General features: G+C 51.7%; 19 protein-coding genes. 3 read left to right on the forward strand and 16 right to left on the reverse strand.

From position 1 onward, the window contains the following. The first annotated feature begins 227 nt into the window (after positions 1-227). Entirely contained in the window at positions 228-2,126 is a 1,899-nt protein-coding gene (locus ACZ5PT_RS15555) for a protein kinase domain-containing protein (RefSeq protein ID WP_464263941.1), read from the forward strand. A gap of 16 nt (positions 2,127-2,142) precedes the next feature. Then, entirely contained in the window at positions 2,143-2,826 is a 684-nt protein-coding gene (locus ACZ5PT_RS15560) for a LysM peptidoglycan-binding domain-containing protein (RefSeq protein ID WP_464263942.1), read from the forward strand. A 42-nt stretch (positions 2,827-2,868) separates the two neighbouring features. Here ACZ5PT_RS15560 and ACZ5PT_RS15565 read toward each other — a convergent pair whose 3' ends face one another. The 4 genes from ACZ5PT_RS15565 to ACZ5PT_RS15580 form a co-directional block, all read right to left on the reverse strand. Further along, positions 2,869-3,276, reverse strand: coding sequence for a DUF4280 domain-containing protein (locus tag ACZ5PT_RS15565; protein WP_464266748.1), 408 nt, complete (start codon positions 3,274-3,276; stop codon positions 2,869-2,871). Positions 3,277-3,375: 99 nt separating this feature from the next. Further along, positions 3,376-5,331 carry a type VI secretion system Vgr family protein gene (locus ACZ5PT_RS15570; RefSeq protein WP_464263943.1) on the reverse strand — a complete coding sequence of 652 codons (1,956 nt, stop codon included), beginning with the start codon at positions 5,329-5,331 and terminating at the stop codon, positions 3,376-3,378. 169 nt (positions 5,332-5,500) lie between these two features. Next, complete coding sequence (locus tag ACZ5PT_RS15575) at positions 5,501-7,105, reverse strand: SpoIIE family protein phosphatase (protein ID WP_464263944.1); 1,605 nt, start codon at positions 7,103-7,105, stop codon at positions 5,501-5,503. Positions 7,106-7,217: 112 nt separating this feature from the next. Next, the gene (locus ACZ5PT_RS15580; protein ID WP_464263945.1) at positions 7,218-8,570 is read right to left on the reverse strand and encodes a class I SAM-dependent DNA methyltransferase; all 1,353 of its coding nucleotides are present in this window, start codon (positions 8,568-8,570) and stop codon (positions 7,218-7,220) included. A gap of 238 nt (positions 8,571-8,808) precedes the next feature. Between ACZ5PT_RS15580 and ACZ5PT_RS15585 the strand changes: the two genes are divergently transcribed. After that, complete coding sequence (locus ACZ5PT_RS15585) at positions 8,809-10,209, forward strand: hypothetical protein (RefSeq protein ID WP_464263946.1); 1,401 nt, start codon at positions 8,809-8,811, stop codon at positions 10,207-10,209. Between the two features lie 104 nt (positions 10,210-10,313). Here ACZ5PT_RS15585 and ACZ5PT_RS15590 read toward each other — a convergent pair whose 3' ends face one another. The 12 genes from ACZ5PT_RS15590 to ACZ5PT_RS15645 all read right to left on the reverse strand — a co-directional run bounded on the left by ACZ5PT_RS15590 (position 10,314) and on the right by ACZ5PT_RS15645 (position 26,745). Next, a complete protein-coding gene (locus ACZ5PT_RS15590; RefSeq protein WP_464263947.1) occupies positions 10,314-11,303 on the reverse strand; it encodes a hypothetical protein in 990 nt (329 codons plus the stop codon). An 84-nt stretch (positions 11,304-11,387) separates the two neighbouring features. Further along, positions 11,388-14,030 (reverse strand): type VI secretion system ATPase TssH, encoded by a 2,643-nt coding sequence (gene tssH, locus ACZ5PT_RS15595; protein ID WP_464263948.1) that lies wholly within the window; start codon positions 14,028-14,030, stop codon positions 11,388-11,390. Positions 14,031-14,170: 140 nt separating this feature from the next. Further along, positions 14,171-15,208: a type VI secretion system baseplate subunit TssG gene (tssG, locus tag ACZ5PT_RS15600; protein WP_464263949.1), complete on the reverse strand. Its 1,038-nt coding sequence runs from the start codon at positions 15,206-15,208 to the stop codon at positions 14,171-14,173. Next, complete coding sequence (gene tssF, locus ACZ5PT_RS15605) at positions 15,172-16,977, reverse strand: type VI secretion system baseplate subunit TssF (protein WP_464263950.1); 1,806 nt, start codon at positions 16,975-16,977, stop codon at positions 15,172-15,174. The genes tssG and tssF overlap by 37 nt, the downstream gene beginning before the upstream one ends. A 21-nt stretch (positions 16,978-16,998) precedes the next feature. Continuing rightward, entirely contained in the window at positions 16,999-17,475 is a 477-nt protein-coding gene (gene tssE, locus ACZ5PT_RS15610) for a type VI secretion system baseplate subunit TssE (protein ID WP_464263951.1), read from the reverse strand. Then, a complete protein-coding gene (locus tag ACZ5PT_RS15615) occupies positions 17,472-17,954 on the reverse strand; it encodes an Hcp family type VI secretion system effector (RefSeq protein ID WP_464263952.1) in 483 nt (160 codons plus the stop codon). The genes tssE and ACZ5PT_RS15615 overlap by 4 nt, the downstream gene beginning before the upstream one ends. Positions 17,955-18,076: 122 nt before the next feature. Further along, positions 18,077-19,570, reverse strand: coding sequence for a type VI secretion system contractile sheath large subunit (gene tssC, locus ACZ5PT_RS15620; RefSeq protein ID WP_464263953.1), 1,494 nt, complete (start codon positions 19,568-19,570; stop codon positions 18,077-18,079). A gap of 9 nt (positions 19,571-19,579) precedes the next feature. Then, the gene (gene tssB / locus ACZ5PT_RS15625; RefSeq protein ID WP_464263954.1) at positions 19,580-20,104 is read right to left on the reverse strand and encodes a type VI secretion system contractile sheath small subunit; all 525 of its coding nucleotides are present in this window, start codon (positions 20,102-20,104) and stop codon (positions 19,580-19,582) included. A gap of 77 nt (positions 20,105-20,181) precedes the next feature. Continuing rightward, on the reverse strand, positions 20,182-21,531 hold the full coding sequence (gene tssA, locus ACZ5PT_RS15630; protein ID WP_464263955.1) for a type VI secretion system protein TssA: 1,350 nt from the start codon (positions 21,529-21,531) through the stop codon (positions 20,182-20,184). Between the two features lie 33 nt (positions 21,532-21,564). Continuing rightward, positions 21,565-22,356, reverse strand: coding sequence for a type VI secretion system accessory protein TagJ (locus ACZ5PT_RS15635; RefSeq protein WP_464263956.1), 792 nt, complete (start codon positions 22,354-22,356; stop codon positions 21,565-21,567). A gap of 193 nt (positions 22,357-22,549) precedes the next feature. Next, positions 22,550-23,338, reverse strand: a complete 789-nt coding sequence (locus ACZ5PT_RS15640; protein WP_464263957.1) for a TagF domain-containing protein — start codon at positions 23,336-23,338, stop codon at positions 22,550-22,552. Next, on the reverse strand, positions 23,290-26,745 hold the full coding sequence (locus ACZ5PT_RS15645) for a type VI secretion protein IcmF/TssM N-terminal domain-containing protein (protein WP_464263958.1): 3,456 nt from the start codon (positions 26,743-26,745) through the stop codon (positions 23,290-23,292). The genes ACZ5PT_RS15640 and ACZ5PT_RS15645 overlap by 49 nt, the downstream gene beginning before the upstream one ends. Positions 26,746-26,755 lie beyond the last annotated feature (10 nt).

Below are 26,755 nucleotides of genomic sequence, written 5' to 3' on the forward strand. Positions count from 1 at the left end.
CATATTCTGTCAGGCGCACACTTCCATTTATTCAACCGTACAAAAAGATTACCTAAAAAACGATCACTGGCAATTCTTCCAAAAGCTAAATATGCTTAAATTCAACTAAGGTCTATATCGAATGCATTTATCTACTCATTAAGTTCAAACACAAGCTTGATAGGTCGTCATCTGGCTATATACTAAAAATATCTATTTTAATTTCTTGGCCGTGGTGGGGGTAGATCATGACTACCAATCAGCCGAAACGTTTTGGCAAATATATCCTTCTTGACCAAATGGCCGTCGGTGGCATGGCTGAACTCTACCGCGCTATGATCACGGGTGTTCAGGGCTTCGAAAAACTGATCGCTATCAAAAAAATCCTCCCCCATTTAGCCGCTGAAGAAGAACTGATCACCGCCTTTATCGATGAAGCCAAACTGGCGGCCTTGTTGCATCATCAGAATATTGTCCAGATCTACGATTTCGGTAGTCTGGACAATTCTTATTTCATCGCCATGGAGTACCTGTTCGGCAAGAACCTTCGTTTCATCAGCAAACAAGCAGTCGAGAAGAACCTGCCGCTTCGTCTGGCCGACGCACTGTTCATTGTCTCCCGCATCTGTAGTGGCCTCGACTATGCCCACACACTGAAAGACTTTCAGGGCAAATCGTTACAGATTATTCACCGCGATATCAGCCCGCCCAATATCCTGGTGACCTACGAAGGAAACGTCAAAGTTGTTGACTTCGGCATTGCCAAGGCGGCCAACCAGACCACCATGACCCAGATGGGAATGGTCAAAGGCAAGGTTGCCTACATGTCACCGGAACAGGCAGCTGGCAAGATCATCGACCAGCGCTCCGATATCTTTTCCTGTGGCATCATTCTGTATGAGCTGGTCACCGGTCAAAGAATGTTCGAAGGGGAAACCCTGCATATCCTCTCCCATGTCCGCGATTGTGTCTTTGTCTCAGCGGAAAACATCAATGATCAACTGCCGGAGCAACTTGTTCAAATTCTGCATCGCGCCCTGGCCAAAAACCCAGAAGATCGTTACAAATCCTGCGCAGAAATGGAAGCCGACCTGGAAGAATGCATGTACGCCAATTCCATGCGGCCAACAGCCCACGGGCTAGCTGATTATCTTAAAAAACTCTTTGCTGATGAGATATCCTCCGAGGAAACCATCATCAAAGAGCTGACCGAACTTGGAGCGGCAGTCAATGCTGCAGAACCAGTTGACACAAAGAAAGACCGTAAGTGGCAGGATAAGTTCAAACAGTCCTACGATACCCTTACAGAATCGAGCAAAAAACAAGTTGAAACCTTGAAGAAGCAACAAGCTACGAAAAAACCATTGTTCCTGTATGGTGGCATCGGGCTTGTCGTCGTGGTTCTGATCGGATTGATTGCACTCTTTACCGGCGAAGACCAGAAGACAGAAGTTGAAGTTGCACAAGTGCCTGCAGCCAGCCCCCCTGCCCCAACTCGTGAAGAACCGGCGGTTCCAGAAACAGAAGCTTCACCAACCACAGAACCTGCTGCTCAAATTATTACAGAGGTCGAACCTGAAACCACCATATTAGACAAAGCATTACTCGCACTAAATGAACAGGACTACGACCAGGCCATCCCTCTGTTTGCAGAAATCTGGGAAAAAGAGCCGCAACTCGCGACCGATATCTCAGCGACCTATTCCCAGGCATTGACAGAACAGGGCAAGGGGCTTGTTGATACAAAGCCGCTGGCAGCCGAAGAGAACTTCAACCTGGCGACTGAGATCAACCCGAGCAATGCCGACGCATTTGAGCAGCTTGGCCGGCTCTACATGGCAATGGACGATCATCCGATGGCCGTGGTCTCCTACAACCGGGTGACTGAGCTGGATCCCGAACGAGCAGGCCCCTATTTTGCCATGGGTTATATCTACGGAATTAACAAAGAGTACAAAAAGGCAGAGGAGATGTATGGCCAAGTGGTAGAACTTCAGCCCGATTATCTGGACGATGCCCTGTTCAACCTGGCAGCCATGCAGCATCGACTGGGAAAAAAAGAAGACTGCATCAAAAACCTGGGACGAGCAATCTCCATCAATCCGGAGAATGCACCGGCACTGAAGTTATTGGAAAAACTAAAGTAACAACTAGGAGGGTGATTTGAATATAGATTCTAGACGACCTGTCCGAACATGTCTGGTTTGGCTTGCTTTATTACTGATTTGTTCTAGTTGTGGTTCGGTGAGCATGCTTGGATCCAAGAAGGCTGTTTTCTTTGAACATACCGTCAAATGGTCTGAGGAGAACCTTTACAACATTACTGTTTGGCATACCGGCAGTCTGGATAAGTACAGCGAAGTACGTGAGGCCAACCCGAATATCTCCCCCTACGGCCTCTCTGCTGGAGACAAGGTGCTGATACCACAAAGCATAATCACCAACAGAGAGCCAATGCCGAAATTTTCTGATAAAAGTAAACAGGGCAGCTCAAAACCATTGCCAATTCAACCAACAGGAAGAAACTATTATTCGCATCGAGTCACACTCCAAGGAGAAAGTGTCTCCATTATTGCCAAATGGTATACCGGTGATCTGAAAAACTGGAAGATCCTGGCCGAAGCAAACCCCAACCTGAACCCGAATCGTATCGAACTCGGCGATGAGATCCTCATCCCTGAAGATTTAATGATCAGAAGAGATTCTATATCTAAAAGCTTTGTCGATTCCTTTACGCAGAAAAAGAGAAAGATCAGCACCAGCCCCCCCCCGACACCGATCAGCCCTCCACCACCTGAGCCAGCAGAAGAAGATAACGATATAGAATTGGTGCCACCGAAGTTTTGAATTTATGGGGGATTAGTGTCCATCTGAAATCTATCGCTATTTTCAAGGGATAGCGGTGGTCACCGCGCCCGGGTTGTTGATCGTAATCACGCCTCCCCAGCTGCACACGCACTTGCTGGTGTCGTTGAGGGCTGGCATATTGCCGATCAGCACCGTAGGTGAACCGGGAGTCCAGGGGGCAGCCGTTGCCGGAACGCACGGCGCTGGGGTCGGCGTAAAAACACCCGCAGCTGCAGTCGTGGCCGCGGCTGTGGCCGACGCCACAGCCGGATTCGCCTGAGAAGTGCACATCCCGAAGGTAGGGATATTGACGACCGGTACATGGTCCATGATATTCGCCGCCAGTCGGTGCTCCACCAGCAGTCGGTTGGTCGGCAGCACCACCAGGGCCGAAGGGCTGGCCCCGAAGCTGCACTGCATCATTGCCCCCAAGACGACCTGTTTTGCCATAGTGAGATACTCCGGTATCAATGCGTTGTCACATGTCGCGTTAAATCTGACAGTTCCCAGGGGCAAAAGGACATCACCGTGTTTTGACAAAAGTCCGTTTCAACCCTTATCATCGGCCTCTTTTGGCAGTTTCGGAGCCTTCAGTGACGCCCCCGATCCTGACCCGGCCGACCCACCACTGTTGATATTTACCATTACTCCCGAGATTGATACCCCCTCAGGGCCAAGGGTTGCGAAGCTCCCCCCGGCCGACAGGGTAATACTGACACCAGCTTCAATGACAATGTTCATCCCCGCTTTCAGGTGAATCTCCGTCCCTGCCTCGAGGGCATGTTTTGAACCTGCCTTCTCCTGCAGGTCCATCATTGCTTCACGGGAGATCGTCCCTTCGACCTTCTCGTTATGATCACCCTTGACGGTCAGGTTATTTTCACCCTCCACCTGTTCCAATAAGTCTTTTTTTACAATCAGGTGGTTGTCATTCCCGACCCACTGGCGACGCTCGTTTTTTATCCGGATATGCTGATCTTTTTCGGCATGAATAAAAACCTGCTCCTCGCCCTTCTTATCCTCAAAGCGGATCTCGTTAAACCCGCCTCCCCCGGGTGAGGAATCGGACTTCAGGGTGCTTTTGGTCTTTTCCGCCGGCAGGTCGTAGGGTGGTTTATTATTACCGTGATAGACGCGACCTACAATGATCGGGCGATCGGGATCCCCCTCGATAAAATCGACGATCACCTCGTGGCCGATCCGCGGGACATACATGGCGCCCCACTTGGCGCCAGCCCAAAGCTGACTGACGCGGATCCAGCAGGAACTTTTATCATCCTTCTTGCCTTCGCGATCCCAGTGGAATTGCACCTTGACCCGGCCATGCTCGTCGGTGTGGATCTCCTCGCCCGCCGGGCCGACCACGATCGCCGTCTGCACCCCTTCGACAACCGGCCTGGGGGTACTCCTGACGGGACGGAAAGGCACCTTGAAAGGCATACATTGAAAGCTGTTGCTGTAGCTTGCGTCGTTATCGCCCGACACATAACCGCCCTGGGTTGCGTCATGTTCAATCGCCGTCAGCACATATTCCTGATCATTCAAGTCGCTGCGGTAATGGTTGGTCAATTTGAAACGGTAACCGCTGGTAAAGGCGCGACAGACACTACTGCCGCTGATCATGGCGAACTGGGCTTCTTCTTCCTCCATCCGGATATCAACCAGTTTCTGCCCGCCAGCCTTAACATCATATTCTCCGGGATGATCATAGATCTCCCGTTCGCCCGGTCCCAAGTTCTGCTCCGCCTTGGCCATGGCCGTCACCTTCAGGTTGGTGGTAGGCATCTCAAAGTTGAAATCGTTCAGGGTGAACTTGCCGGGGCGGATCTGCTGCTCAATCTCAATACTGGTAATGACATCTTCTTCCAGCCAGCCGCCGGCGGCAACCTGACAGCTGGCTTCCTCCTGCTTCGGGCAGGGGGGATGCTCACCGGAAGCATCGGCAATCACCAGGGTATGCGCCTTTTTTGCATGCTCAAAAAAGTAATAGATCCCTTCCTCTTCCAGCAGTCGACTGATGAAAGAAAAATCGGTCTCGCGATATTGCACACAGTAGTTTCGCGGCTCATAACTGGCATTGAGGCGAAAACTGAAATCCTGAAAACCCTGATCCTCAAAAATCGACTTGATGATATCGGGAACCGATTTTTCTTGAAAAATGCGCGAATCGGCGGTGCGGGTCAGTAGCCACAACCAAGGGACCATGGTGGCAGAATAGTGGGAAAAGCGACTGTCCCCTTCCCCCTCGCCGCCCCCACGGCCTTGCGAGAAACGGGAGATCAAACCGTGGAAATGCCGCTTTTCTCCATCTGGGGTGTAAATCGAGAGGGAGACATTCTGGCCGATTATTTTATCGAAGGCGATGCTGTGATCTTCGGAGAGAAAACTGAGATCAAAGTGGAACGGGCGTGACAACTCTTCCTTGCCGTGAAAACCGGTCAGCAGCAGCTTATCCTTACCAAGCGGCGTCTCTATGGTGATAAACCGGTTTTCTTGGGTAATCATAGACCCCCACCCTCGGCTCAAACAGCAAAGCAGAACTATGATGCAACATAAAGAGCAGCGTCCGTTTTGACGCTTAAGAAACTGATAGCATTACACAAAAGAGCTATTCTCATTAATAGCAGTAGACAAGCCATTGTCAAGGTGTTGAGCCACCGATCCTGGTCCAGATTTAAAGTCGTTTCAACACCACCAGCGTAATATCATCCGAATATGACTCAGCTTTCCGGAAAGCATCCACGGTAGAGACCACACGCTCAATCGTCTTCTGTGCACTCAATTCGGCAGAGTGGGCGACAACCTCTTCCAGCCGTGCTTCACCAAACAGTTCACCGGCGCTGTTTTGACATTCGGTGATACCGTCACTGTACAGCAGAATTGATTCGCCCGGCGCAAGCTGTAGCTGATAGGGAGTGTAGTCGCTCTGTTCGATAATCCCCAACGGCAGGCCACTGACATCCAGATTGACCACCTGCCCCGACTGTCGCCGCCAGAGGGGACGGTTATGCCCCGCATTAGCATAGTTGACCGTGCCATTTAGGGGATTGAAAATCAGGTAAAAAAAGGTCACAAATTTATCACTGCCGACCCGCTCGAACATGTCATTGTTCATCCGCACCATCAGTCCTGAGGGATCGCTGAATTCGCTCGCCCGCGAGCGTAACAAGGCCTGCAGGTTCGACATCAGCATCGCCGCGCCGACCCCCTTACCGGTCACATCGGCAATGGCAATGCCATAGCTGTCGTCGGTGGACACAATGTCATAATAATCCCCGCCAACCTCAGTACAGGGGATATTCACCGCCGCCAGCTGGTAGCCATCAATCTGCGGGATCTCACGCGGAAAGAGCCGTGACTGGATTTCGCTGGCAATCTTGACCTCAGCATCAAGCCGTTGCTTGTCTTTGGCTATCTCCTCCAAAATGCTGATCTCGATCTTTTCCGCCAGCATTCCTGACAAGCTGGAGAAAAACAGCAGGTCAATCTCACCGAACAGTCGATCCGGCAGGTTGGTATCGACATAGAGTACGCCAACGGTTTTATCCTCTTTCCATAAGGGGGTGCAGATCGCCGAGCGGATTTGCAGATTGAAAACGCTTTCGCCCATATCATGGTTGCCGGGGGCGATGGCGTCCTCGACTAGAATCGCCTGTTTTTCGTCCAGGGCTTTCTGGGCGATCGACTGACTGATGGTAAAGACATCGGTGGCTGTGGTGCTGGAGAAATACCCACGTGGAAGCAACTTTCCGGCATCATCCAGCAACAGCAGGGCGGCCCGTTCGGCGTTGGTCTTTTCGACGCACAAGCGCAGGATAATCTGCATAAAATCTGCCAGGGGGCGATCCTTCACAATCTGCCTGGCGATCTCGGCAACGGTCTCCAGTAACCCAAAGGGGGCCAGTATATCTTTTGAAGGTGGCTCTACGGGCAGGCGCAGAATCCTGGTTTTTTCAGCATCGTCCTGTTCGGTGAAAACCGGAGTTGTCTCTGCTTGCTGATAGATGATTTTCGCCGAGCCTACTGAGATGGTGTCACCAGGGTGAAGTTCGGTCGGCTGGGTAATGGGTCGATTGTTGACAGCTGTGCCGTTGGCGCTGCCGCTATCCTGAACAAAATAGCAGTCGTTTTCACAATATACTTCAGCGTGCCGCCGGGAGACGATCGGCTCATTAATAAACACCTCGCACTCGGGAAGTCGGCCGATTCTTAGCCTGCTTTGCGAATCGGCAATCTGCTTCTGCTCGCCCGAAGCGAGTATCAAGAGAAATGAAGACAATGGAGCTCCTTTTCTCTGTGCATGTAACGCGGTAAAATCGGGCAGGCACCGCCTCGCCCCTACAGCTGCCTCTTCAATCTTTTGTAGGGGCGACCCATGGGTCGCCCAGCACTTACCTCCCAGCCACCACCAGATGACCGGTCACCGGCTCTTTCCCCTCACTGCGCAGAACAACCGATTCAAAACGCTGCACCTGCAATCCAGCAGCGCTCAGTGACTCTTGTACATAATCCTTGTTGTGTGCATAACGCCCGGTCTGGCCCAGCACCGCGCCCTGCCCTGTTCCTGCATCCTCCAGGGTAAAAGCCAGCAGGCCGGCCGGTTTCAACGCCTTAACTGCCGCAAGAAAAACCGCTTCCAGGTCGCCGAAGTAACAGAGAGTGTCCGCCGAGACGATCAGATTGTAAGCAGCGGATTGCTGCTCCATAAACTGAGTCAGTTCGGCTTTAATCAGCTCATCATAAAGCTTGCGGCCACTCGCCTTGGTCAACATCCCAGCGGAGAGATCTACGCCGCTCATCTGCTCGGCATAAGGGCGCAAAAAGTCGCCACAGAGCCCGGTGCCGCAACCAGCATCGAGGATCGCCAGCGCTGCGGATGGCTCCGGCAGGATCTCGGCAAGTGACTCGGCCAGCAGTTGTGGTGCCCGGTAACCGAGGTTCTCGGTCAAATGCGCATCGAAGCGATCGGCCATTTCGTTGAAGATCTGCTCAACATAGGCATCAGGTGCCCGCTCAGGAGCCTGGTCGCCCAGACAAGCTGCCTTCAGGTAAAGGACAATCGGATTGCCCGGGTCTTGTTTCAGCCAGTCCGCAAACATCCGCTCCACCTCATCCCTGCGACCAGCCTGCAGCAAGGCTTGCGCCTGCCCCTGCCAGGCCCCGGCATGCTCGGGGTTCAAGCGCACCGCATCGCTGTAAACCTCGGCCGCCTGGACGTAGTCCCCTGAACGGCGCAGCGCATTGCCAAGGTTGTAGCGGAAGTCGGCAGATTCCGGAGCCAGCGCCGTGGCGTGGCAGTAAGCCTCCACCGCCTGTGCCGGCTGCTGCTGCGCCATCAGAATCACACCCAGGTTGTTATGCGCCGGGGCGTGTTCAGGCAGCAGTTCGATCGCCTTGCGGTAGCAGCTTTCCGCCTCGGTAATTCGGCCCAGCCCCTCCAGCACATTACCCAGGTTGTTGTGGGCATCGGCGTTTTGCGGGTCGAACTTGATGATCTGTTGGATCAGTTCGGCGGCTTGTTTGTGGCGGTTCTGTTGATGGCAGAGCAGGCCGTAGTAATGCAGAGCGTTCAGGTTGTCGGGGGCGGATTGAATTGTGCGTTGGTAAAGGGTTTCGGCCTCCGGCAGAGAGCCAGCCTGATGCAGGTTAAGTGCAAGTTTCAGCGCCTCCTCGACCGTCAGACAGACCGTACCGTCGGTTAAGGAATCCGGATCGGATGATCGTAAAGCTTCATCCACAGTCATCGGTTCTGCCCCCCCTTTCAAGTAACCCAACATCACAAAAAAGCACTACCTTCATTAATAACAGCAGGCTGAACATTGTCAACACAACCAGAAGGGGACGTTCTTTTCTATTTTTCTATCTACTCATGCACTAGAACGTCCCCTGCCCTCCTCTGTTTGACATGGGGTGTTGATTGGTTAAAATCCATAGAAACCACTTAATGAAAGAACAGGTGAAAGTGGATAAAGGGAGGGGTCTATGAAGATTAAATACTGGTTTGCTTGGTTCTTATTTGCGCTCCTGTTTTCAGGTTGCTCACCGATCTCACCCATAGATGAAGAAGCAATCGGCCACGTCATTTCACTAGATGAAGATGGAATACTCGAGAGTATTAAGCCAGGAGAAAAAATAGCCCCGGTTCTAAGCGACAATGGTGACAAAAACTATGAGAAACATTTCGAGAAAATCATCGACGGTATACGGGCGTTCTCCCCGAATGGGGATGGTGATATTGAGGTGCTCATTTATGTTCACGGCGGTTTAAATACCAAGGGAACATCGTTAAAAAGGGTCCAAGAAAAATATAAGTTAATCAGAGATTCCAAAAACGAAAAGAAATACCCGATATTTGTCAACTGGAGATCCGGCCCGCTAACAACCTATGGGTCCCATTTGTGGAGAATCAGACAGGGGGAAATCTCTTCCACGGCACCACTGACTTCACCAGTCTATCTGTCAACCGATGTCGGAAACTCCCTAATCAACGCTCCAAAAGCCTGGTTGATAACGGGAGAGCATTCATGGCGGGCAAGTTACTCGAGAGATGACAAGTATCTAGAGGAATACCCCAAAGGAAACAATTTGGTGTACTTCACCAACAACACAGGCGAATACGCTAGATGGGGCAGAAGTCTATGGTGGCTGATCACCAGTCCGGCGAAAGTGGTCACCACGCCATTTACTTACACTATGGCGAAGCCAGCATGGGACATTATGCTCCGAAGGACCAATACGCCCTTTTACACCCCGGCGGACCTGGCAAATGTCGACCACAAAGTGGATGAAGTCATTAAGCCAGGAACAGGCGCCCTGGGAATATTCCTACGCCAGCTTGCCGACGCAATAAAAGAAGACACAAAGAAAAATAAACCGCCGGTTAAAATCACCTTGGTCGGCCATAGCATGGGAGCGATCATCGTCAACAAGATTATCAACCAGGAGATTGACCTACCCTACGAAAATATCGTGCATATGGCCTCGGCAGATTCAATCAACAATCTCTTTGAACAGGTGGTGCCCTATCTTTCAGCTCAGGCTAAGACTGATGACCCTGTTAACTTTTATAGCTTGAGCCTTCATCCGGAAAATGAGGACCGAGAGAGGAGCGCCGGGGGGCTGACTCCTAGCGGAAGTCTTTTGGTCTGGATAGACAGTATGTTCACCACACCGGAAACTGTCATGGATAAAAGGTCCGGCAGGTGGGAGAACATGGAAAGAGCGATCCGGTTATTGCCGGAGAGTGCAAGGGCCAAAATGCATTTCAAAATTTTCAGCCTGAACGACGACGGCGATAAAGAAAACGGGTTCATCACTGAACCTCAGAAGCATGGACAATTCGGGGACCTTGCTTTCTGGTTGGAAAGTACCTGGTGGAAGTAGCCGTTTACCCAGGTAATTTTCTGCATTCAGTTGTGACGCAGGGGTGTGGAACCGGATCGCGCTCCGCCAATAGTGAAATAAAAAAAAACGTCCCCCTAGTCTACTTAGAACTTCGGCAAGGGCAGCTTGCTAGCTATTATCTGCCCCTCGTTCTTCAGCTTGTTTATCCTGATCTCGTAGTCGAGAAGCCAGTTATCTCCGCTCAAAAGCCTGTTTTTGCGGCCATGCCCTTGCGATATTATTCTGTTAAGCAAGTGCGTCACAACATCGTAGAGGAGATCGCAATTCTCAGCGTCCTTCACACCCAGATCTTTGGATATACCTGCAACGCACGTCCTCCAGTTCGACTTGCCATCAGGCGTATAATACAAGAGCATCCCATTTCCAAGATTGCAGGCGAGTTCCTCGATCTCGGTTTTCTTTGCAGACTTCACCATTTCGTGAGCATACATCAGCCATGTTTTAGAGTATCCCGCAGTTGCATTCTTCATATCGACGTTATGCGGGGTGTAGCAGAAATGTGCGACTTTTATCTCGTTGGTGTTGCAATTGCTGAAAGCACAGATATTCCGATTGGACTGATAGGCACGGTCGTTCGCCTCAGATATCGCCTCCATGAGTTTCAGGTAACCCACCATTACTTCGCCTTCGATTTTGGCCTTGGCCATGCCTGCAAGCTTCAGCGGCTTCAAGCCATCGATGAAGGCTTTCTTGTTGTCTATATAGTCCTGGGCGCGGTGGCAATTTCCAGCTTCAAAAACTATAGCATCGGCGATATCATAGGCAGCTCCCATCTTGCCATGATCTCCCATCTTCTTGCCGATGATCTCGTCATCAATGTGTTCTCGCGCCTTGAGGTTCCCCCCCCCCGGATACCTGATGTGGATCAATCTTTTTTCTTCAGATGTATAAGCATCTCGATCGCCAGACATTAAGCAAACTTTCTCAACAGCCCTCACTCTATTCTGATAATCTTCCAAGACGATCTTCTGCTGCCAAACTTCCTCCCAGCCCTCCAAAATTTTTATCACTTCCCCTTTCGGGTTTGGATTGAGAGCGATGAAGCCCCATTTCAAATTAGCAGTGATACTCATCTCGCCTCCCTTGCTTCCGAATAGTTAATTTGCGGGTGGGGACGTTCTTTTCTATTTCACTATTGACACCCCTACCTATATTAATCACCTAACCTCAAACCCAAACCCATCCCCACTCAAACGCACCACCACCTCCTTGATCTGTTCCCCGCCAGCCATTCGCGCCAATAACTCCCGCGACAAATCCGGCAACAAACTATTGCTCAAAATATGATCAATATTCCGCGCCCCGCTCTCCACCTCGGTACAGCGGCTGGCGATCGTCTCGATCAAGCTCTCGTCGTAACTGAACACCACCTTGCGGTTCTCCAACATCCGCTTGGCAATCCGCCCCAGCTTTAGGCGCACGATATTGCGGATCACCTCGTCGGTCAGCGGGAAGTAAGGCACCACCTTCAGCCGCCCGAGAAAGGCCGGCTTGAAATGCTTGAGCAGTTCTGGCCGCAGCACATCGGTCAGCCCGGCCGCATCCGGCTTGGTCTCCTCGTCGGCACAGACGGTCATGATGGTGTCGGTGCCGAGGTTCGAGGTGAGGATGATCAGGGTGTTCTTGAAATCGATGCGCCGCCCCTCCCCGTCTTCGAGCATCCCCTTGTCGAAGACCTGGTAGAACAGCTCCATCACATCGGGGTGGGCCTTTTCCACCTCGTCGAGCAGCACCACGCTGTAGGGTCGCTTACGCACCGCCTCTGTCAGCACGCCCCCTTCGCCGTAGCCGACATAGCCGGGCGGCGAACCTTTGAGGCCGGAGACGGTGTGGGCCTCCTGGTATTCGGACATATTGATGGTGATGACGTTCTCCTCGCCGCCATAGAGCAGTTCGGAGAGCGCCAGGGCGGTTTCGGTCTTGCCGACGCCGCTCGGCCCGGCAAACAGGAACACGCCGCTCGGCTTGGAGGGGTCTTCTATTCCGGCATGGGCGGTCTGGATCACCTGGGCGATGGCGGTCAGGGCGTGGTCCTGACCAATGAGCCGTTCGCCGAGTAGCTGGTCGAGTTTGAGCACGGTGTCAATTTCATCGACCAGCATACGGCCGGTGGGAATGCCGGTCCAACCGGAGATCACCTCGGAGATGGTCTCGGGATCGACCTCGAGCTGCACCATGGGGTCACCACCCTGTACTTCAATCAGTTCCCGTTCCAGTTCCTGCAGATCCGCGCGCTGTTGGGCCAGATCATCGACCTCAGCCGGTTTCTTTTCCGCAGTCTCCTGAAGAGTCTTGCGCAGCTCCTGGATACGCCCGGCAAACTCGACCTCCTGCTGCCATTTGCCATTAAGCATATCCAGGTGAGCTGCTGTTTCATTTTTCAGCCCGTCCAGTTCTTGTAATCTTTCCACATGATCGCGCCCCATCAGCTCTTCGCGCTTGAGGATCTTGACCTCACGATCAAAGGCTGCCAGCTGCCGAGTGGCCGCCTCAACCGGTGGCGGGATGGTGTTCTGACCGATAGCGATCCGGGCACAGGCGGTATCGAGCACACTGACCGACTTATCTGGCAGTTGCCGTCCCGGCAGATAACGATGGGAGAGACGCACCGAGTCGATCAATGCCTCGTCGGTCATCATCACCCCATGGTGTTTTTCCAGAAACGGCGCGATCGCCCGCATCATCATCACGGCGGTCGGCTCGTCCGGTTCCTCGACCTTGACCACCTGGAAACGACGCGCCAACGCGGCATCCTTTTCGAAGTACTTCTTGTATTCCGACCAAGTGGTTGCGGCTATAGTGCGCAGTTCGCCCCGCGCCAGCGCCGGTTTGAGCAGGTTGGCAGCATCACCCGAACCGGCCGCGCCACCTGCGCCGATCATGGTGTGCGCCTCATCGATAAACAGAATGATCGGTACCGGCGAGGCCTTGACCTCCTCGATCACCGACTTGAGCCGCTCCTCGAATTCCCCCTTGATCCCAGCCCCGGCCTGCAGCAACCCCAAGTCGAGGGTGTGGATCGCCACGCCCTGTAGCGGCGGCGGCACATCCCCCTCGACAATCCGCAGGGCGAAACCTTCAACCACAGCGGTCTTGCCGACCCCGGCTTCGCCGGTGAGGATCGGGTTGTTCTGCCGCCGGCGGATCAAAATATCGACCATCTGGCGGATCTCGAAGTCGCGGCCCAGAACCGGATCGACCTCCCCTTTCCGAGCGCGTTCTGTCAGGTTGATGGTGAACTGGTCGAGGGCCTTGGCACCTCCCGCCGGTGCCGGTCGCCCCGGAGCGGCTGAAGCACCTGGAGACACAGCCGCTTCGCGCTCTTCCTGCGATCCAGCGGTCAGATCGGCCAGGTTCTCCTTCAAGGTCTCAAGCTTGATCTTCCTGAATTGATCGGAACTGGCGGTCAGGGTGCGCGCTGACTCGGCATCGCTCAGCAACGCCAGCAACACATGTCCGGAACGCGCCGCACTGGACTGATAATCGACCGAGGCGAGCAGCCAGGCCTGTTCGACCATTTTGGGAATGCTGGGAGAAAGCGCCGGGGTTCTAGCGTTGCCGGTCTTGAATTCCTCGATGGCCCGGGTCAGGTCGCCGATCAGGTGTCCCTCGTTGACCTCAAAATAGCGCAAGATCTTCTGCAGATCGGTATCGGGCACCTCCAGCAACTTAAGCAGAAAGTGCTCTAGGTCGACCTCATAGTGGGTATGCGACAGGCAGATCCCGGCAGCAGATTCGAGGGCCTTGCGGCAGGTATTGTTGAGCTTGCCGATCAGCGATTTCAGATCGAGCTTAGCCATGGGCGGCCTCCTTGATTGTCGTTGCAACACAGCAGTTCAAAACGTTCAGCGGCAAATCATTCAACGCGGGCGAGACATATTTTGCCCCTACAGGTTCTTCATAGGTCTTATGTAGGGGCGACCCATGGGTCGCCCGGAACCTAAAGCACAGCCCGCAAATCCTTTTCCGCAAAGGTCAAACTCGGATTCTGCCGGTTATCGAACTGCGGACTCTGCAGCCAGCTGGTCCAGCCGAGTTGCGGCGCATCCGTGCCGGTTTTGCCGAGTTCGCAGGGCTTAATCTCAGCTTTTTTCAAAACCAGACGCACATCGAACTCGAACTCGATCCCGACCATGTACTTGACCAGCGCGAAGATCGGCCGCAGCATTTTGCCGGCGGGTAAAAAGCGGTGAAATTCCCTGAAGGTTAAGGGACCCAGTTCAACACGAAACTTGGTCTGGCACTCCCAGACCTGGCAACCGACCACAGTATTCACCCCGAGTTGCCCGTTGGCCCCGCCAAGCTGCGACAGATCTTCCTTTTCCAGCGGCAGCAGACGATTGATGAACTGATGGACCTGAGCCTTGACGCCGGAAAAATGCTCTACCGAGGCTTGGATCGCCGTTGCCGATGCGCACTGTCGAGAAAAATGGCCGCTGTAAAAATTGAGGGATTCCTCGGGCAAACCTATCCGTTCGGACAACCCGGCCGTCCCGAGTCCGGTCAGGCTAAGCAGTTGCTGTGAGAGGCGATCTTTTGCTCCGGACTGATAGTTGGCGGTGAAGCGGTGCTTTTTCCAGGCTAGGTAAAACAGGCTGATCAGCCGGTGATGGAACAGGTCGAAAAACGCCTTGAGGGTTTTGTCTTTTTTATAGATTCTTTGTTGGGCCAGTTCGGTGAACCAGTACGGCAACACCCCTGAGGGGCCAATCAGGCCGAGGAAGGTCACTTCCAGGTCGGTTGGATGATCATCTGTGCTCTCTGTCAGAGCGGAAATATCACTGGCAGGAAATTTCAGATGTGCTGGCACGCTAAAGCGCACCGCTTCTTCGGCGGGCACCAAGGCCTGTCCCAGACGTTTTTTCTCCGGTATGCGGTCCTCCAGCAGCTCAACCGCTTTGAAGAACGAAAAACTGTAATATTCTTCGCGCAGCAGCTGGGTTACAGAAGAATCTGATTGCCGTTTCTTGCTGGCCACTGTTTTAAAACCTCTTTTCTCTGGAGGGTTTTCACCACCAGCTGGGAAAAGGAGTTCACCGAAACATACTGCCCCAAAAATCTTTCCAGAACGCAGGCGAACAGCATCAAACCGGTGCCGACGTATTTGTCTTCATCAAGGGTGATCGTCGTCTGCACACCGCGGCAGAATGCCTGCCCCACCCTGCGGGTGACAAACTGTGATTCAAGTGAAACAATCCCGGCGATCTGTTGTTGGGTGCTGGGAGAATTTTCAAAATCGTACAGCTTCAGCAGCTCTTTCAGACCGTCTTCGCCATCCTGAACGATTGACAGATAGTTCAATGACAGATGGGAAATCAGCCGCCACTGCAGGGCCCCGCCCAAGGCAGGTCGGCAGGCCGGGGTCGGCTTGATCAAGCTGTTGATCCGCGCAACTGGCGCGGCAGATTCCATATCGAAATCACCCCGCACATCACCAAAAGGCAGTCGTGCCGGTAGGTCTCTGTTGGTACAGGTGACTTTCAGGGTCAGAATTTCTACCTCGGGTTCCGCCGGTTTGAAATCCTGGTTGGAGAAAGACAGATAAACTTCAGTGCCGTTGTCACCCTTTTTCCCGGATGCGCGGCGCTGACTGTGCCAGAAAGCGTTGCTTTTGGAACTGCTGCCATCCTCAAGATGATGACGTAATGAATAAAAGGGGTTGTACTCAGTAACTTTCATGCCGGCAGCCCCCCGCGCCGCGCTGACCTGATCAACAGAATAAATCTCGGTCGCCTCCTGCCGGCGGACATCGGCGATCACCCGATATTCGGGCTGGCGATGTTCCAGGCGGATCGGCTCGGCGATGCGCTTGAACAGGTTGACCACTGGTGCGGCATTCAGCCTGAAAGTCTCCTGATTGATAACCAGACTCGATTTCGCCACCCGATCCAGGTAGATTCTGATCTCAAGATTGTTGCCCAGCTTTTCCTGTGGCAATCGCCCGAGCCCATTCAGATCGAAGAAGAGAAACTTTTCTGCGAAGACGAAATATTCAAACAGCAACAGATAGCCGGGAAACGACCGTTTTGAATAGGGCAGCATACTTTCGTCCGCTCCAAAACCGACCGGTTTAAACTGATCGGGCCGAAGAGAAATGGTCTTGTTGCTCCCGTCAACTGTATTCGCTGACAATTCTAAATGGCAGACGTTATTGAACAGCAGTTCGTAAAGATGAAAGATATGCTGCGAAGGACCATTGAGGAAAAAGCGTAAAGACTGCCAACTGACCTCTGAGAGACTCAGGTCGTTGAGGGTTTTCAGCTGTAGAGTAATTACCTGCTGAGCATCAGCCACGGCCAGTTTCGGTTCCGTTAAAGTAGCCGAAACGACCTCGACCGGCCAGAGGGTGACCGGGTAGCAGGTGGAAAACTCGCAGGGCGTGCCGGCCACCGGCTTGGAATAGATTTTCGTGCCTTGTTCTATCAGGTAGCCGGTCTCGGGAATGTTCTGCTTGACCGGCTCAAAGCTGACCACCGACATGGAGGGGATCGGATTAACATAGTGGGGATAGAGGATAGTGAGCAGCGATTCGGTGATTTCAGGAAAATCGTCATCGATCTTTTTATGGATCCGGCCACTGATAAAGGCAAAGGCTTCGATCAACCGCTCAGTAAACGGATCTTCGCACTTGTCCGCTTCGAGCAGCAGGCGACCGGCAATCTTGGGATACTTACCGGCAAACTCGGCCCCCATTTCACGGATAAAGGTCAGTTCCCGTTCATAATAACTGAGAAGTTTATCATCCATGACTGCCCTTTAAATTCCCCCTCAGCCTGAAATGGTACACAGGCTCCGATTCATGTCGAAAAAAGTATCAAAAGCGACTGGTTCCGATATCGGCTCAACATGCAGTACCCCGGTGATACGGAACCTCAGGTTCCGCTTGTTCTTCCCATCCCCATCCAGTTGTACCCTGACGTTTTTTAACCGGGGTTCAAACTTTAAAATCGTTTTTTCCATATCCTGCCGCAGTTGCTGTCTGATCATGATGCTGTTCGGATTTTCCCCGGTAAAATCCTTTAGCCCATAGACCAACAGAGACCTGTTGATCTCGCGCATTTTTGCGGGCGGGGTCTCGATATGCCGCCGGGTGTTCAGCAGGTTTTCCAGATGCCCGACCACCGACCTCTTGATCGGCTCAACCCCCTGCAGGCGTTTCTGAACCGGTTCACTTGAAACACGCGGTTCCAGGTCGATCAACCGGTCCAGAATCGATGCCTGCACATTTAGCTGTTGAGCGATCATTTTTCTTCATTCGCTGCGATATCAAATTTGAATGGAAGAGTATCGCCTTTTGAACCATCAGGTTTCTGTGACGTGTACTCGTACACAAATTGGCCAAAATTGATGCTTATATTTTCCGTCAGCTGATCCTCGCCACCAGAGCCACCGGTTGATACAGACGAGATCAGGCAATCCTTCATGGTCAGCTTGATGTATTCTAGTGGATTGTCGCCGGCCTTGCGCACCGTCAACAGTGCCTCTTTGACATGTTTTCCCTTGGCAAGATGTCTTAATAATTCAAATGAGGCAGAATCAACCCATTTGGTGACACTGATGTCCTGAAAACTTGCCTTCCCCGAGCCACCGCCACCGCCCATATGAGTGGTTCCGGATTGTGAAGCCCCCCAACTCCAGGCCAGCACATCAATTTCTTTTTTGTGCTTGGCATCCTGAGCCTCTCCGTTGATCCCTTCGATCTTTAGAAACATATCAACAGCCATTTTCAATTCTCCTTTTTCTGAAATGCCGGTTACGGCCACCCTAAGACAGGAAAAAATGCCTTAGGTCTCCATTGAAAAAAAGCTCTATTTATGCATACTGTTCCTTCCTTTCACCTCTTCAGTTATCCTCCCGCCGGCGGCGGAAGTTCCGCAACCAAACGCAACGAAACGGTCAATTCATCCAGTTGGTAGTGCGGCTTCAGAAACGCTACGGCCTTATAAACACCAGGCTTTCCTGGAACCTCTGTAACATCGACCCGGGCCTCACGCAGCGGATACTTGGCTTTCATGTCCTGGCTGGCATTATCGTCGCCCAGCGTGTAATTACTGATCCAGCGATTGAGAAAAGTCTGAGCATTCTCCCGGGTCATGAAGCTGCCGATTTTATCGCGCATCATCGACTTCAGATAATGGGCGAATCTCGACACGGCCAGGATATATTGCAGCTGCGACGAGAGGCGGGCGTTGGCCGTGGCGCTGTCAGTATCATAGACCTTCGGCTTGTTGTTCGACTGGGTGCTGAAGAAGGCCGCGTAGTCGGTGTCCTTGCAGTGCACCAGGGGGATAAAGCCGAGATCGGCAAATTCTTTTTCCCGCCGGTCGGTAATGGCGATTTCGGTGGGACATTTCAGTGCCACCTCACCTTCATCGGTATTAAAGGTATGGGTTGGTAAACCCTCAACCAGTCCGCCCCCTTCGACTCCGCGGATCGCGGCACACCAGTGGTACTTGGCGAAGGCATCGGTCAACCGGGTGCCCATGGCATAGGCGGCATTGCCCCACAGATATTTATCGTGGTCGGTGCCATCGACCTGTTCTTCATAACAGAACGTCTCGACCGGCACGTTATCCTGACCATAGGGCAGACGCATCAAGATATGCGGCAGCGCCAGGGCAGTGTAGCGAGAATCTTCCGATTCGCGGAACGACTTCCATTTGGCGTATTCGACCGTCTGGAACAACTTGGCCAGATCCCTCGGCCCGCCCAACTCGGTAAAGCTCTCCCAGTTGAACAACTGCGGCGCTGCGGCCGAAATAAAGGGCGCATGAGCAGCGGCAGCCACTTCGGAGATTTTCTCAAGCAGCGCCATGTCCTGGGGATGGGTGCTGAACTCGTAGTCTCCGATCATCGCGCCGAATGCAGAACCGCCGAAGGTGCCGAACTCATCTTCGTAGATTTTTTTGAACAGCGCAGACTGGTCGAATTCACTGGCTTTCTCAAGATCCTTAAGAAGATCCTTCTTCGAAACATTCATCACCCGGATTTTTAGCTTTTCTCCTGTCTCTGACTGCTGAACCAGATAGTTCAAGCCGCGCCAGGAGCCTTCCAGCTTTTGGAAATCGGGGTGATGCATAACTTCATTGAGCTGGTCTGAGATCAACTTGTCAATCTGACTGATTCTGGTGTTGATCATCGTTTCTGTGTCGGTCGAAACCGTGATGGTCTCATCCATAACCTGACCGACAAATTCACTGATGACATCTGTCGCCCAGCCTTTTTGCTCTTTTTCACGCGCCAATCGACCATCTTCCAGAATCTGATCGAGCAGGCTTTTTTCTTCAGCGCCCTCAGCCGTTGCGGTAATTTCTGGGGCTACAGCTTCTTTTTCGGCCATGACATCCTCCTAGTCTGCTTTCGGCTCATCTCCAGATTTCCCCCCGACTTCATCACCCAGTTTTTTCAGCGCTTCACTGTTGTGGATGATGTCCTGGAGAAGCTCGTCAAGTTTGTCGTTCCCATCCAGCTTACTGAGGAGTTCGAACAATTTGGTTCTGGCTTCAACCAGCTTGCGGATCGGTTCCACCTGGTTCGCCACTTGCTCAGGATGGAAATCATCCATCGACTTAAAGCGGAGTTCAACCGGGATCTGGGTATCGTCATCAGTCAGTTTGTTATCGACCCGAAAGGCAACTCTGGGATTTATCCCGGCGAGAACATTGTTGAAATTATCCCGGTCAATTTCAACAAGCTTACGATCTTTGAGTTTTGGCAGGGGTTCTTCTGGTTTGCCGGAAAAATCGCCCAATACCCCGACAACGAAAGGAATTTCCTTCATCTCGATCGCATCACCGATTTCAACATCATAGGTGATCTGTACCCGCGGAGCTCGGACCCTGTCGATTTTGTGCTGTAGACTTTCTTTAGCCATAGCTGACCTCCTTTCCAGTCATTTAATATCCAATATTTCTGTTGTGGCTTTCCTTACACACTGCGAAATTCCTCAAATCAGGCTTTGTAATTCATCGCCTTGGTCACATCAGTGGTGCAGAGTTTCTTTAACAGTTCGGAAGCGCGATCCGGATCCTGGAAACGTTCATCTGCAGAAGTCAGACACTGATACAGGGCTTCCAGAACTTCACCAACCCAGGTTGGAGATTCCCAGCGTTCTAGCTGTAATTCCTCAATCAGTGTGTTCAATTCCTCTAAAATCGGTTTGGCTAGGTCGACCCTGCTTGCCTTGAGGCACAACTTGGCCATATAGAGGCGATAGCGATTCTTCTGCCGGACCGACAGAGCGCTGCATGAGGCAGCAAAAAGTAATGCCAGTGCCGCATCGATGTCGTTACTCTTCAGCAGGGCCACGGCGCTGTCCCAGACACCGATTTCCTGACTGTCTGAAGCAGTCAATGTCGTCTCTTGTGGTATTACTTTCACTTCTCCAGTCACAACGGCTTTTTCTGTCTCCTGCAACTCAGTCTCTTCATCATTGGCTGTGTCGACGGTTCCCGTGTCTTGTTCTGTCGTCGTCTCCTCTTCGATCTCTTCAATCACTTCATCCCAACCTTTGCCTTTAAAGAGTCGTTTAAAAAACTGACCACAATCGCTAAGGGTTTTATCCAGTTCAACCAATGAAGGACCTTCATTGCCAAACTTCTCATCGATTAGCTTATCCAAGCGGGTGAATTCTTCCTGGCATTCCTTCAAAAAGCTCACCTGAGTACGATAGAAATCCTCTGGAGTGAGTGCGATGGCTTTATCGAAATCCTCGGGCGCAAGTTTGCCTTCGGCAAGCGCTTCATTTCTCCGGGCCTGTTTTTTTTCATCAACATCGCCATCCGGAGATATTGCGTCTTTTTCATAGCCAACCTGCCGTGATTCCTGCCAGTCGACCCAGGAGTACTCGGCAGCTTTACTTTTATCGGTAAGCGGAATCTGCTTAATCGCCAACCAGAGTTTATCGTTTAAAAATTCCAGCGGGCCAGCCCGGTATTCAAGGTCTCCATCGTCAATTTCCGGATAGAAGGAACTCCAGAACTCCACCAGAAATCCATTGATCACCTTAAGCCCAGCTGACAGGCCGGAAAAACCAGTCGTTTTAATCAGGCCTTCTGTTAACCAGACTGCGACCTGCAAATCTTTCGTCTTCTGTGTCAGCGCATCGAGCGACACCTGGGTCACTGTTTGCCAATCTGCAGTCTTTAAATCCCGTTGCCAGTCACCTCTGTCAAGTTGATCATCGGCTTTTCTGGCATTCTTGATTTCGTCATAGATGGCATCATATTTCAGATCAATTCCGGCAGGATTCTCTCCTGGGATTGGTGTAAGAATTTCGGCAACATCGATGTTTAAGTTCATAACAGTTACCTTTACAGCGTTTCCGGATTGACACTAAGTAGCTGAAAAGACAATTTCACGTATCTCTAAAATGCTTATCTCTTCAGTTCCAACCTGATAGACATGCTGCCCGCTCCCCTTCGAATATCCTCCTCCCAGAGACTGCCAATCGGTCATTCTGCCAAGTTTCACCCGATCATCCTGATGCCGATATGACTCAGGATAGAGAACTGGGAGGTAGCAATGGATATTCAATCCCTCCCAAGTCGTCACCTGTGCACCGGTCCAAATCAGATCAAAGAGGGTCTTGGGAGCAGCAATAGTCAGTTCTCGAATCGATGCAAACGGAATCAGCACGTAATGCTCATAGGTGAAGGTTTCCAGGAAGCGTGACAGGAACTGATCGGTATCGGCAATACCGCAGAAGCTCTTGCCATTGACCGTACCGATTGGCTGAGGAAGCTGCTGATCGATTTGATCGAATATCTCTTTAGCGGATTCTGGCTGGTTGTCTAATAGCTTTTGCCAGGCGCTCAGGTAGGATTCTAGATAAGCTGGCGTCTCTGGCATGAACGAGGGGCGTCGACCCTGATTGAAAACTTCGAGTCGTTCTTTTTCTGCGTGGAGGAGATTCTTATAGACCTGAACACCCGTTTCAGTCTTAGGATCCTGAAGCACAATGGTATCGAGGTGATGCTCTGCCTTATCCCAATCGCCACAAATAACCAGGGTCTGGAACAAAAGTGTACGCACCGAATGATCAGCTGGTGCTGATTTAACTTCGGCAACGAGTTGTTCACGGGCCTTGGAAAGTTGTCCTGCTCTAAGCAGTTCTTTCGCTTCCACAGCCATGCCCCCTTTTTAATTAATATTGTAAGCTTTTCTCCATTTTAACAGGAACTTCTGAGGCTTCATCCTATCCAACAACAAAAACCCTTTACGTGTATTAATTTCTATATTTCAAACACTTAGTGTAAATAGACCGGTTGCGGCTTAGAGTTTTCCATCCTACTGAGATTACTCTTTTTTTCTCCGTGATTCATATCTTCCAGAGTTTTTCCAAGTCAGCAGAAACCAGAGATCGTGAAAACACCGCCAGATAGGTTCTGGCGACATCTCCCCCGATAAAAACTGCATTTGGAAGTTGTTTGAGCCTGGATGTAAACTGCATATGCCAGTGGATGATCTGCTGGAGCAGTTCCTCACTGGACGTGGACGGCAATTGCAGCAGCATCTCGTTGTTCTGAACAAGCGCAGCAAAGCCGGAATCCTGAGCGCCATCAACGGTCTGCAACTGTGAAGAGAAGCAGTTTGTGGCAACAGGGCAGATCTCTGCCAGTGCTCTCCAATCACTACTTGGGACAGGTAGCTGGCTGACATCTGCCTTGAACTGTTTCAAGTTTTCATAGCGCTTAACAGTGAGATATTCCATTTGCCCCCAGCCCTTTTCTAGGGCAGTGGGCAGCAAATGCAGATGCTTTCCCCAGCCGTTCAAGGTGCCGTTTCCCATCAGCAGCAGCGGGTATGGACGGCCGGCTTGATCACAGCTGTTTTTTAGAATACCGAAGGCTAAGACATCCTTATTCGGCGACTTCAACCAGAAGCGCCAGGAGCGGCAATCGGCAGACCTCTGTTCCTGAGTGGAAAGGGGTTGGTAGCCGCGATCGATCCATTCGCAAATCGCCTTTGTCGTGGAATCTTCCGCTCCCAGAGTGAAGAAATCACTGGCCATTGGGTGTTTTCCGTGGGCTACCCATCCCCAGGGTGACGTCGCTTTAGTTAATCCCAGCATTTGCCAATTTTCTGCGGTATTGATCCGAGAGACCATTGATTTAAGGCTTTAACTGTCCTCAGGTTTTTTCCGCTCAGTTGATATTTGACCTTGATCTTGCGAATTCCCGAGCGTTCAAGTAATTGCCGCTGTCCCGGGAAGTCCTGTGGAGTAAAAACCTCCTGACCATTCTCGAAAACCCTGATGAAATCAGGTAAGGAGAAACCTTTTTCCAGTATCAGATTGTTTTCAAATTCAATCCGCAGGTTCGCCTCACCACAGGTTTCCGGAAACCAGGAAAACGGAGTCACCCGGGTCGGGAAACTTTCGGTATCGAGCATCAGGTTTTCGTTTGCGCATGGGATAACCAGATGAGTGGCATGAAGGTTAAGTCGTGCCTCGGGGTTCAGATCGGTGGGGACGCCTTTGATGAATATAAGATAACTGGATTGGGCGACCGGAGGTGACACTTGCCCCCTGTCCATCATAGAGAACAGGGCTTCTTCAAAGGGGAATGAGTTTTCGTAGAAGTAGTTTTGCCGCTTTTGTTGCCCTTGCTGATAAAAGGGCTTAGCCGGGCCATCAATAAAGCTCAAAGCGTGTCCTGGATTCTGGAAGAGCATTTCCCATTTCTGCCGCTGAGCGGTCACCCTTTTTACCTTGTTGAGCACCTCCGCATCCCAGATATCCTGCAGATAGCAGGAGGACTCGGTCTGAAAATAGCTCCACAAGAAATCGAGAGGGCCATTTACCAGCTTCCAGAAGTTTTCCTCCCCTTTCGGGTCGAAGAGCATATTGTCCCGCAACCGTACAAAAGAGCGGTAAGCTGTGTAGAAAGGCGACTCACCGGTCACCGAATCTTCTTCATATACCTTGTAGCTTGCATCGTAGACCGCTTTGCTCGAGGCGGTCTTCTTGGCGATCGACTTTAAGGATTGACGCATGGCGTGGTAAGCCTTGATTGAGTTGACACGATTCCAGGAATCCCCTTGGGCTTTGTCGACCACCTGACGGCCTTTTGCGATGAGTGTCTTACCCTTGTCAAAGGCTGCGCTGAAGAGGTTTTTTTCTTCTTCACTGGTTTTCGGTGCCAGGGCACTCAGTTCCTTATAACGAAAAACCTGCTGGACCCAATGCGGTAATTTCTCCTGAGCGACAAAGGGCACTAACTCTTCGGCCATCCGATCTAACAGGGCGAAGTAAGGTCCCTGGTTGTCAGCGATTTTTTGTGCCATCAAGCGCCAATCATCACCGCCGCGCAACATATCCTGTCCTGCAGAAAAACTTGCTGCAAACCGATCCCAGACAGCCAGGTAGGTGGCTTGGTACCAGGGCTCAAAGGCTGCAATTTTCTGGTTGAAATCTGCAATCTTGTCTGTCTTCAGGTCGATCTTCATCTCCTCGATGAAGTCATCGATCCGCTGCTTGCCCTTTCGGGTAAATGCTGCGCCGACAAAATATGCTGCCGAGTCCTGAGTCCCCTCCCCGTTCCAGAAGTCAGCCAAAGTCACCCCGGGCAGATCTTCCAGACTATTGGCCCAAGCCACTAGCCAATTAAGATCGCCCCCTTTACGCCAGAGGATGGACTGCAGGAATTCATTCAACTGCTCTTTTTCCTCTTCCAGGGTTTCTGCATCTGACGTCCAGCGCAGATAGTCTCTGTAGAGTTGTGGCAACGTTTCGCTGACCTGTGGTGGAAAAGCGGAACGATTTGAGAGAAGAAAGGCCTTTTTAGGGATGGCGTCCAGATCCTCGGGGACGGTCGAACGATTCTCCAGACGATTTTTCAGCAGCGCGATACGCTTCAGAATGTGGATCACATAGGTACCGATATCTTCGGCTGGAGTGACATCTGAAATATCAGCGATCTCAGCACGTAACCCTTGAGTGAATGGTTGTAATAGATAGCGTGTGAATTTTTCACTATACCTTTTCTTCAGTTTGCTCTCAGCTTGCAGGCTATGATCCAAACCCAGGCGGGGAACCCACCAATCCCGGTTTTTCTCTTCGATGGTTATGATTTCCTGGCGAAACCCGTCGAGGGAATCCACATCCAGCAGCAGATCGTCCTTGAAGTCCGGACCCTTGATGTAGTCGTTTGAAACAGACTGCAAGGCTGTCATGTTGTTGATGAAGGAAAACGCCAGCACACCGCACAGGGCCGTAACCAGGATAACCCAAGCAGCAAACCCGTAGTTCCTGGTCAGGCGATTCCACTCCAGAGCCCGACCCGTCGGAGCGAAGACGGTTCGATCGGCAGGTAGAATACGAGCAAAGAAATCATGCAGAAAAAGTCCCTTGCTACTCCCTGGCAAGACATCCTGTTCACCGATCAGCCCAAGAGTTTTTAAGAAATGTGAGTATGGGGTTCCTTCCTGACAACCACTGCTGAAATAGAGTCCACGCAGGATCGGGACTTCCTGATAGGGAGTTTCCTGAAACGCCACCTGGATAAATGTTTCCAGGCCCGACTGGAGCTTGGCAAATTCATCAGGAAAGAGCAGCAAGGCCGGGTCGATCTTGCTCGTTTTGATTTCATGCAGCAATAGCAGGCGCAGGTTTCTTAGCCGATCGACAATTGAGTTGATCGATAGTTGGGTCAGCTCACCAGCCTCTTCCATCTTGCCCTGATTCAAAAAGCCCATGGCCTGTTTGTGAGCTTCTTCCGGAAGCTGCTCACAAAAATCGGTCATTCCCTGAACCAAGTCGCATTTGGTTATCAGCAGGTAAATAGGAAACTTGACACCGAGTGCCAACATCAGTTCCTGCACTCTCATGCGGATACTGCGGGCATCGGCCTCTATTTCAGTCGCATCAGCGGTAAGTAGTTTGTCGGCCGCAAGGGTGACGATCAGGCCGTTTAATGGCTCTTTCCTGCGGTATTTTACCAGCAAGTTGAGGAATTTCTGCCATTCGTCTTTATCTCGTCCTTCGTCAACCGGTATCGCGTACCTGCCGGCGGTGTCGATGATGATGGAGTGATCAAAAAACCACCAATCACAATTTTTGGTTCCTGAGAGTCCTGATACCCGAGGAGCTTCTGCAAAGGGGGAAGAGAGTTTGGCGCTCTTGATCGCAGTTGTTTTTCCGGAACCACTTTCCCCGATCACCATATACCAGGGGAGGACGTAGAGGGGATTGCCCAGCTTTCGCAAGTGGGAGCGTTTCAGAGTCCCCATTGCATCTTTCCAGCGATCCTGAAGTTCTCTACGTTGTTCCCGTTCTTTATCGCTCTGTCCTTTTTGCAGGTTTTCATCCTGCTCGACGATCTGATTTACAAACCTCTGTTCCCGACGTCTGAGCCAGATTTTACGGAAATACAAGCCGGCCACAGTCAGGCCAATAATCCCCAGAACAATAAAGAACCCGTACCATCCCAGGGTAATAATCAGCATGGCGAACAGCAGAAGTACTAAGGCCACCCCTGTGGCAATGAGAATAACCTTGATGATCTTTCCAAGCATTTGTCACTCC

Source organism: Desulfuromusa ferrireducens, from assembly GCF_055389805.1.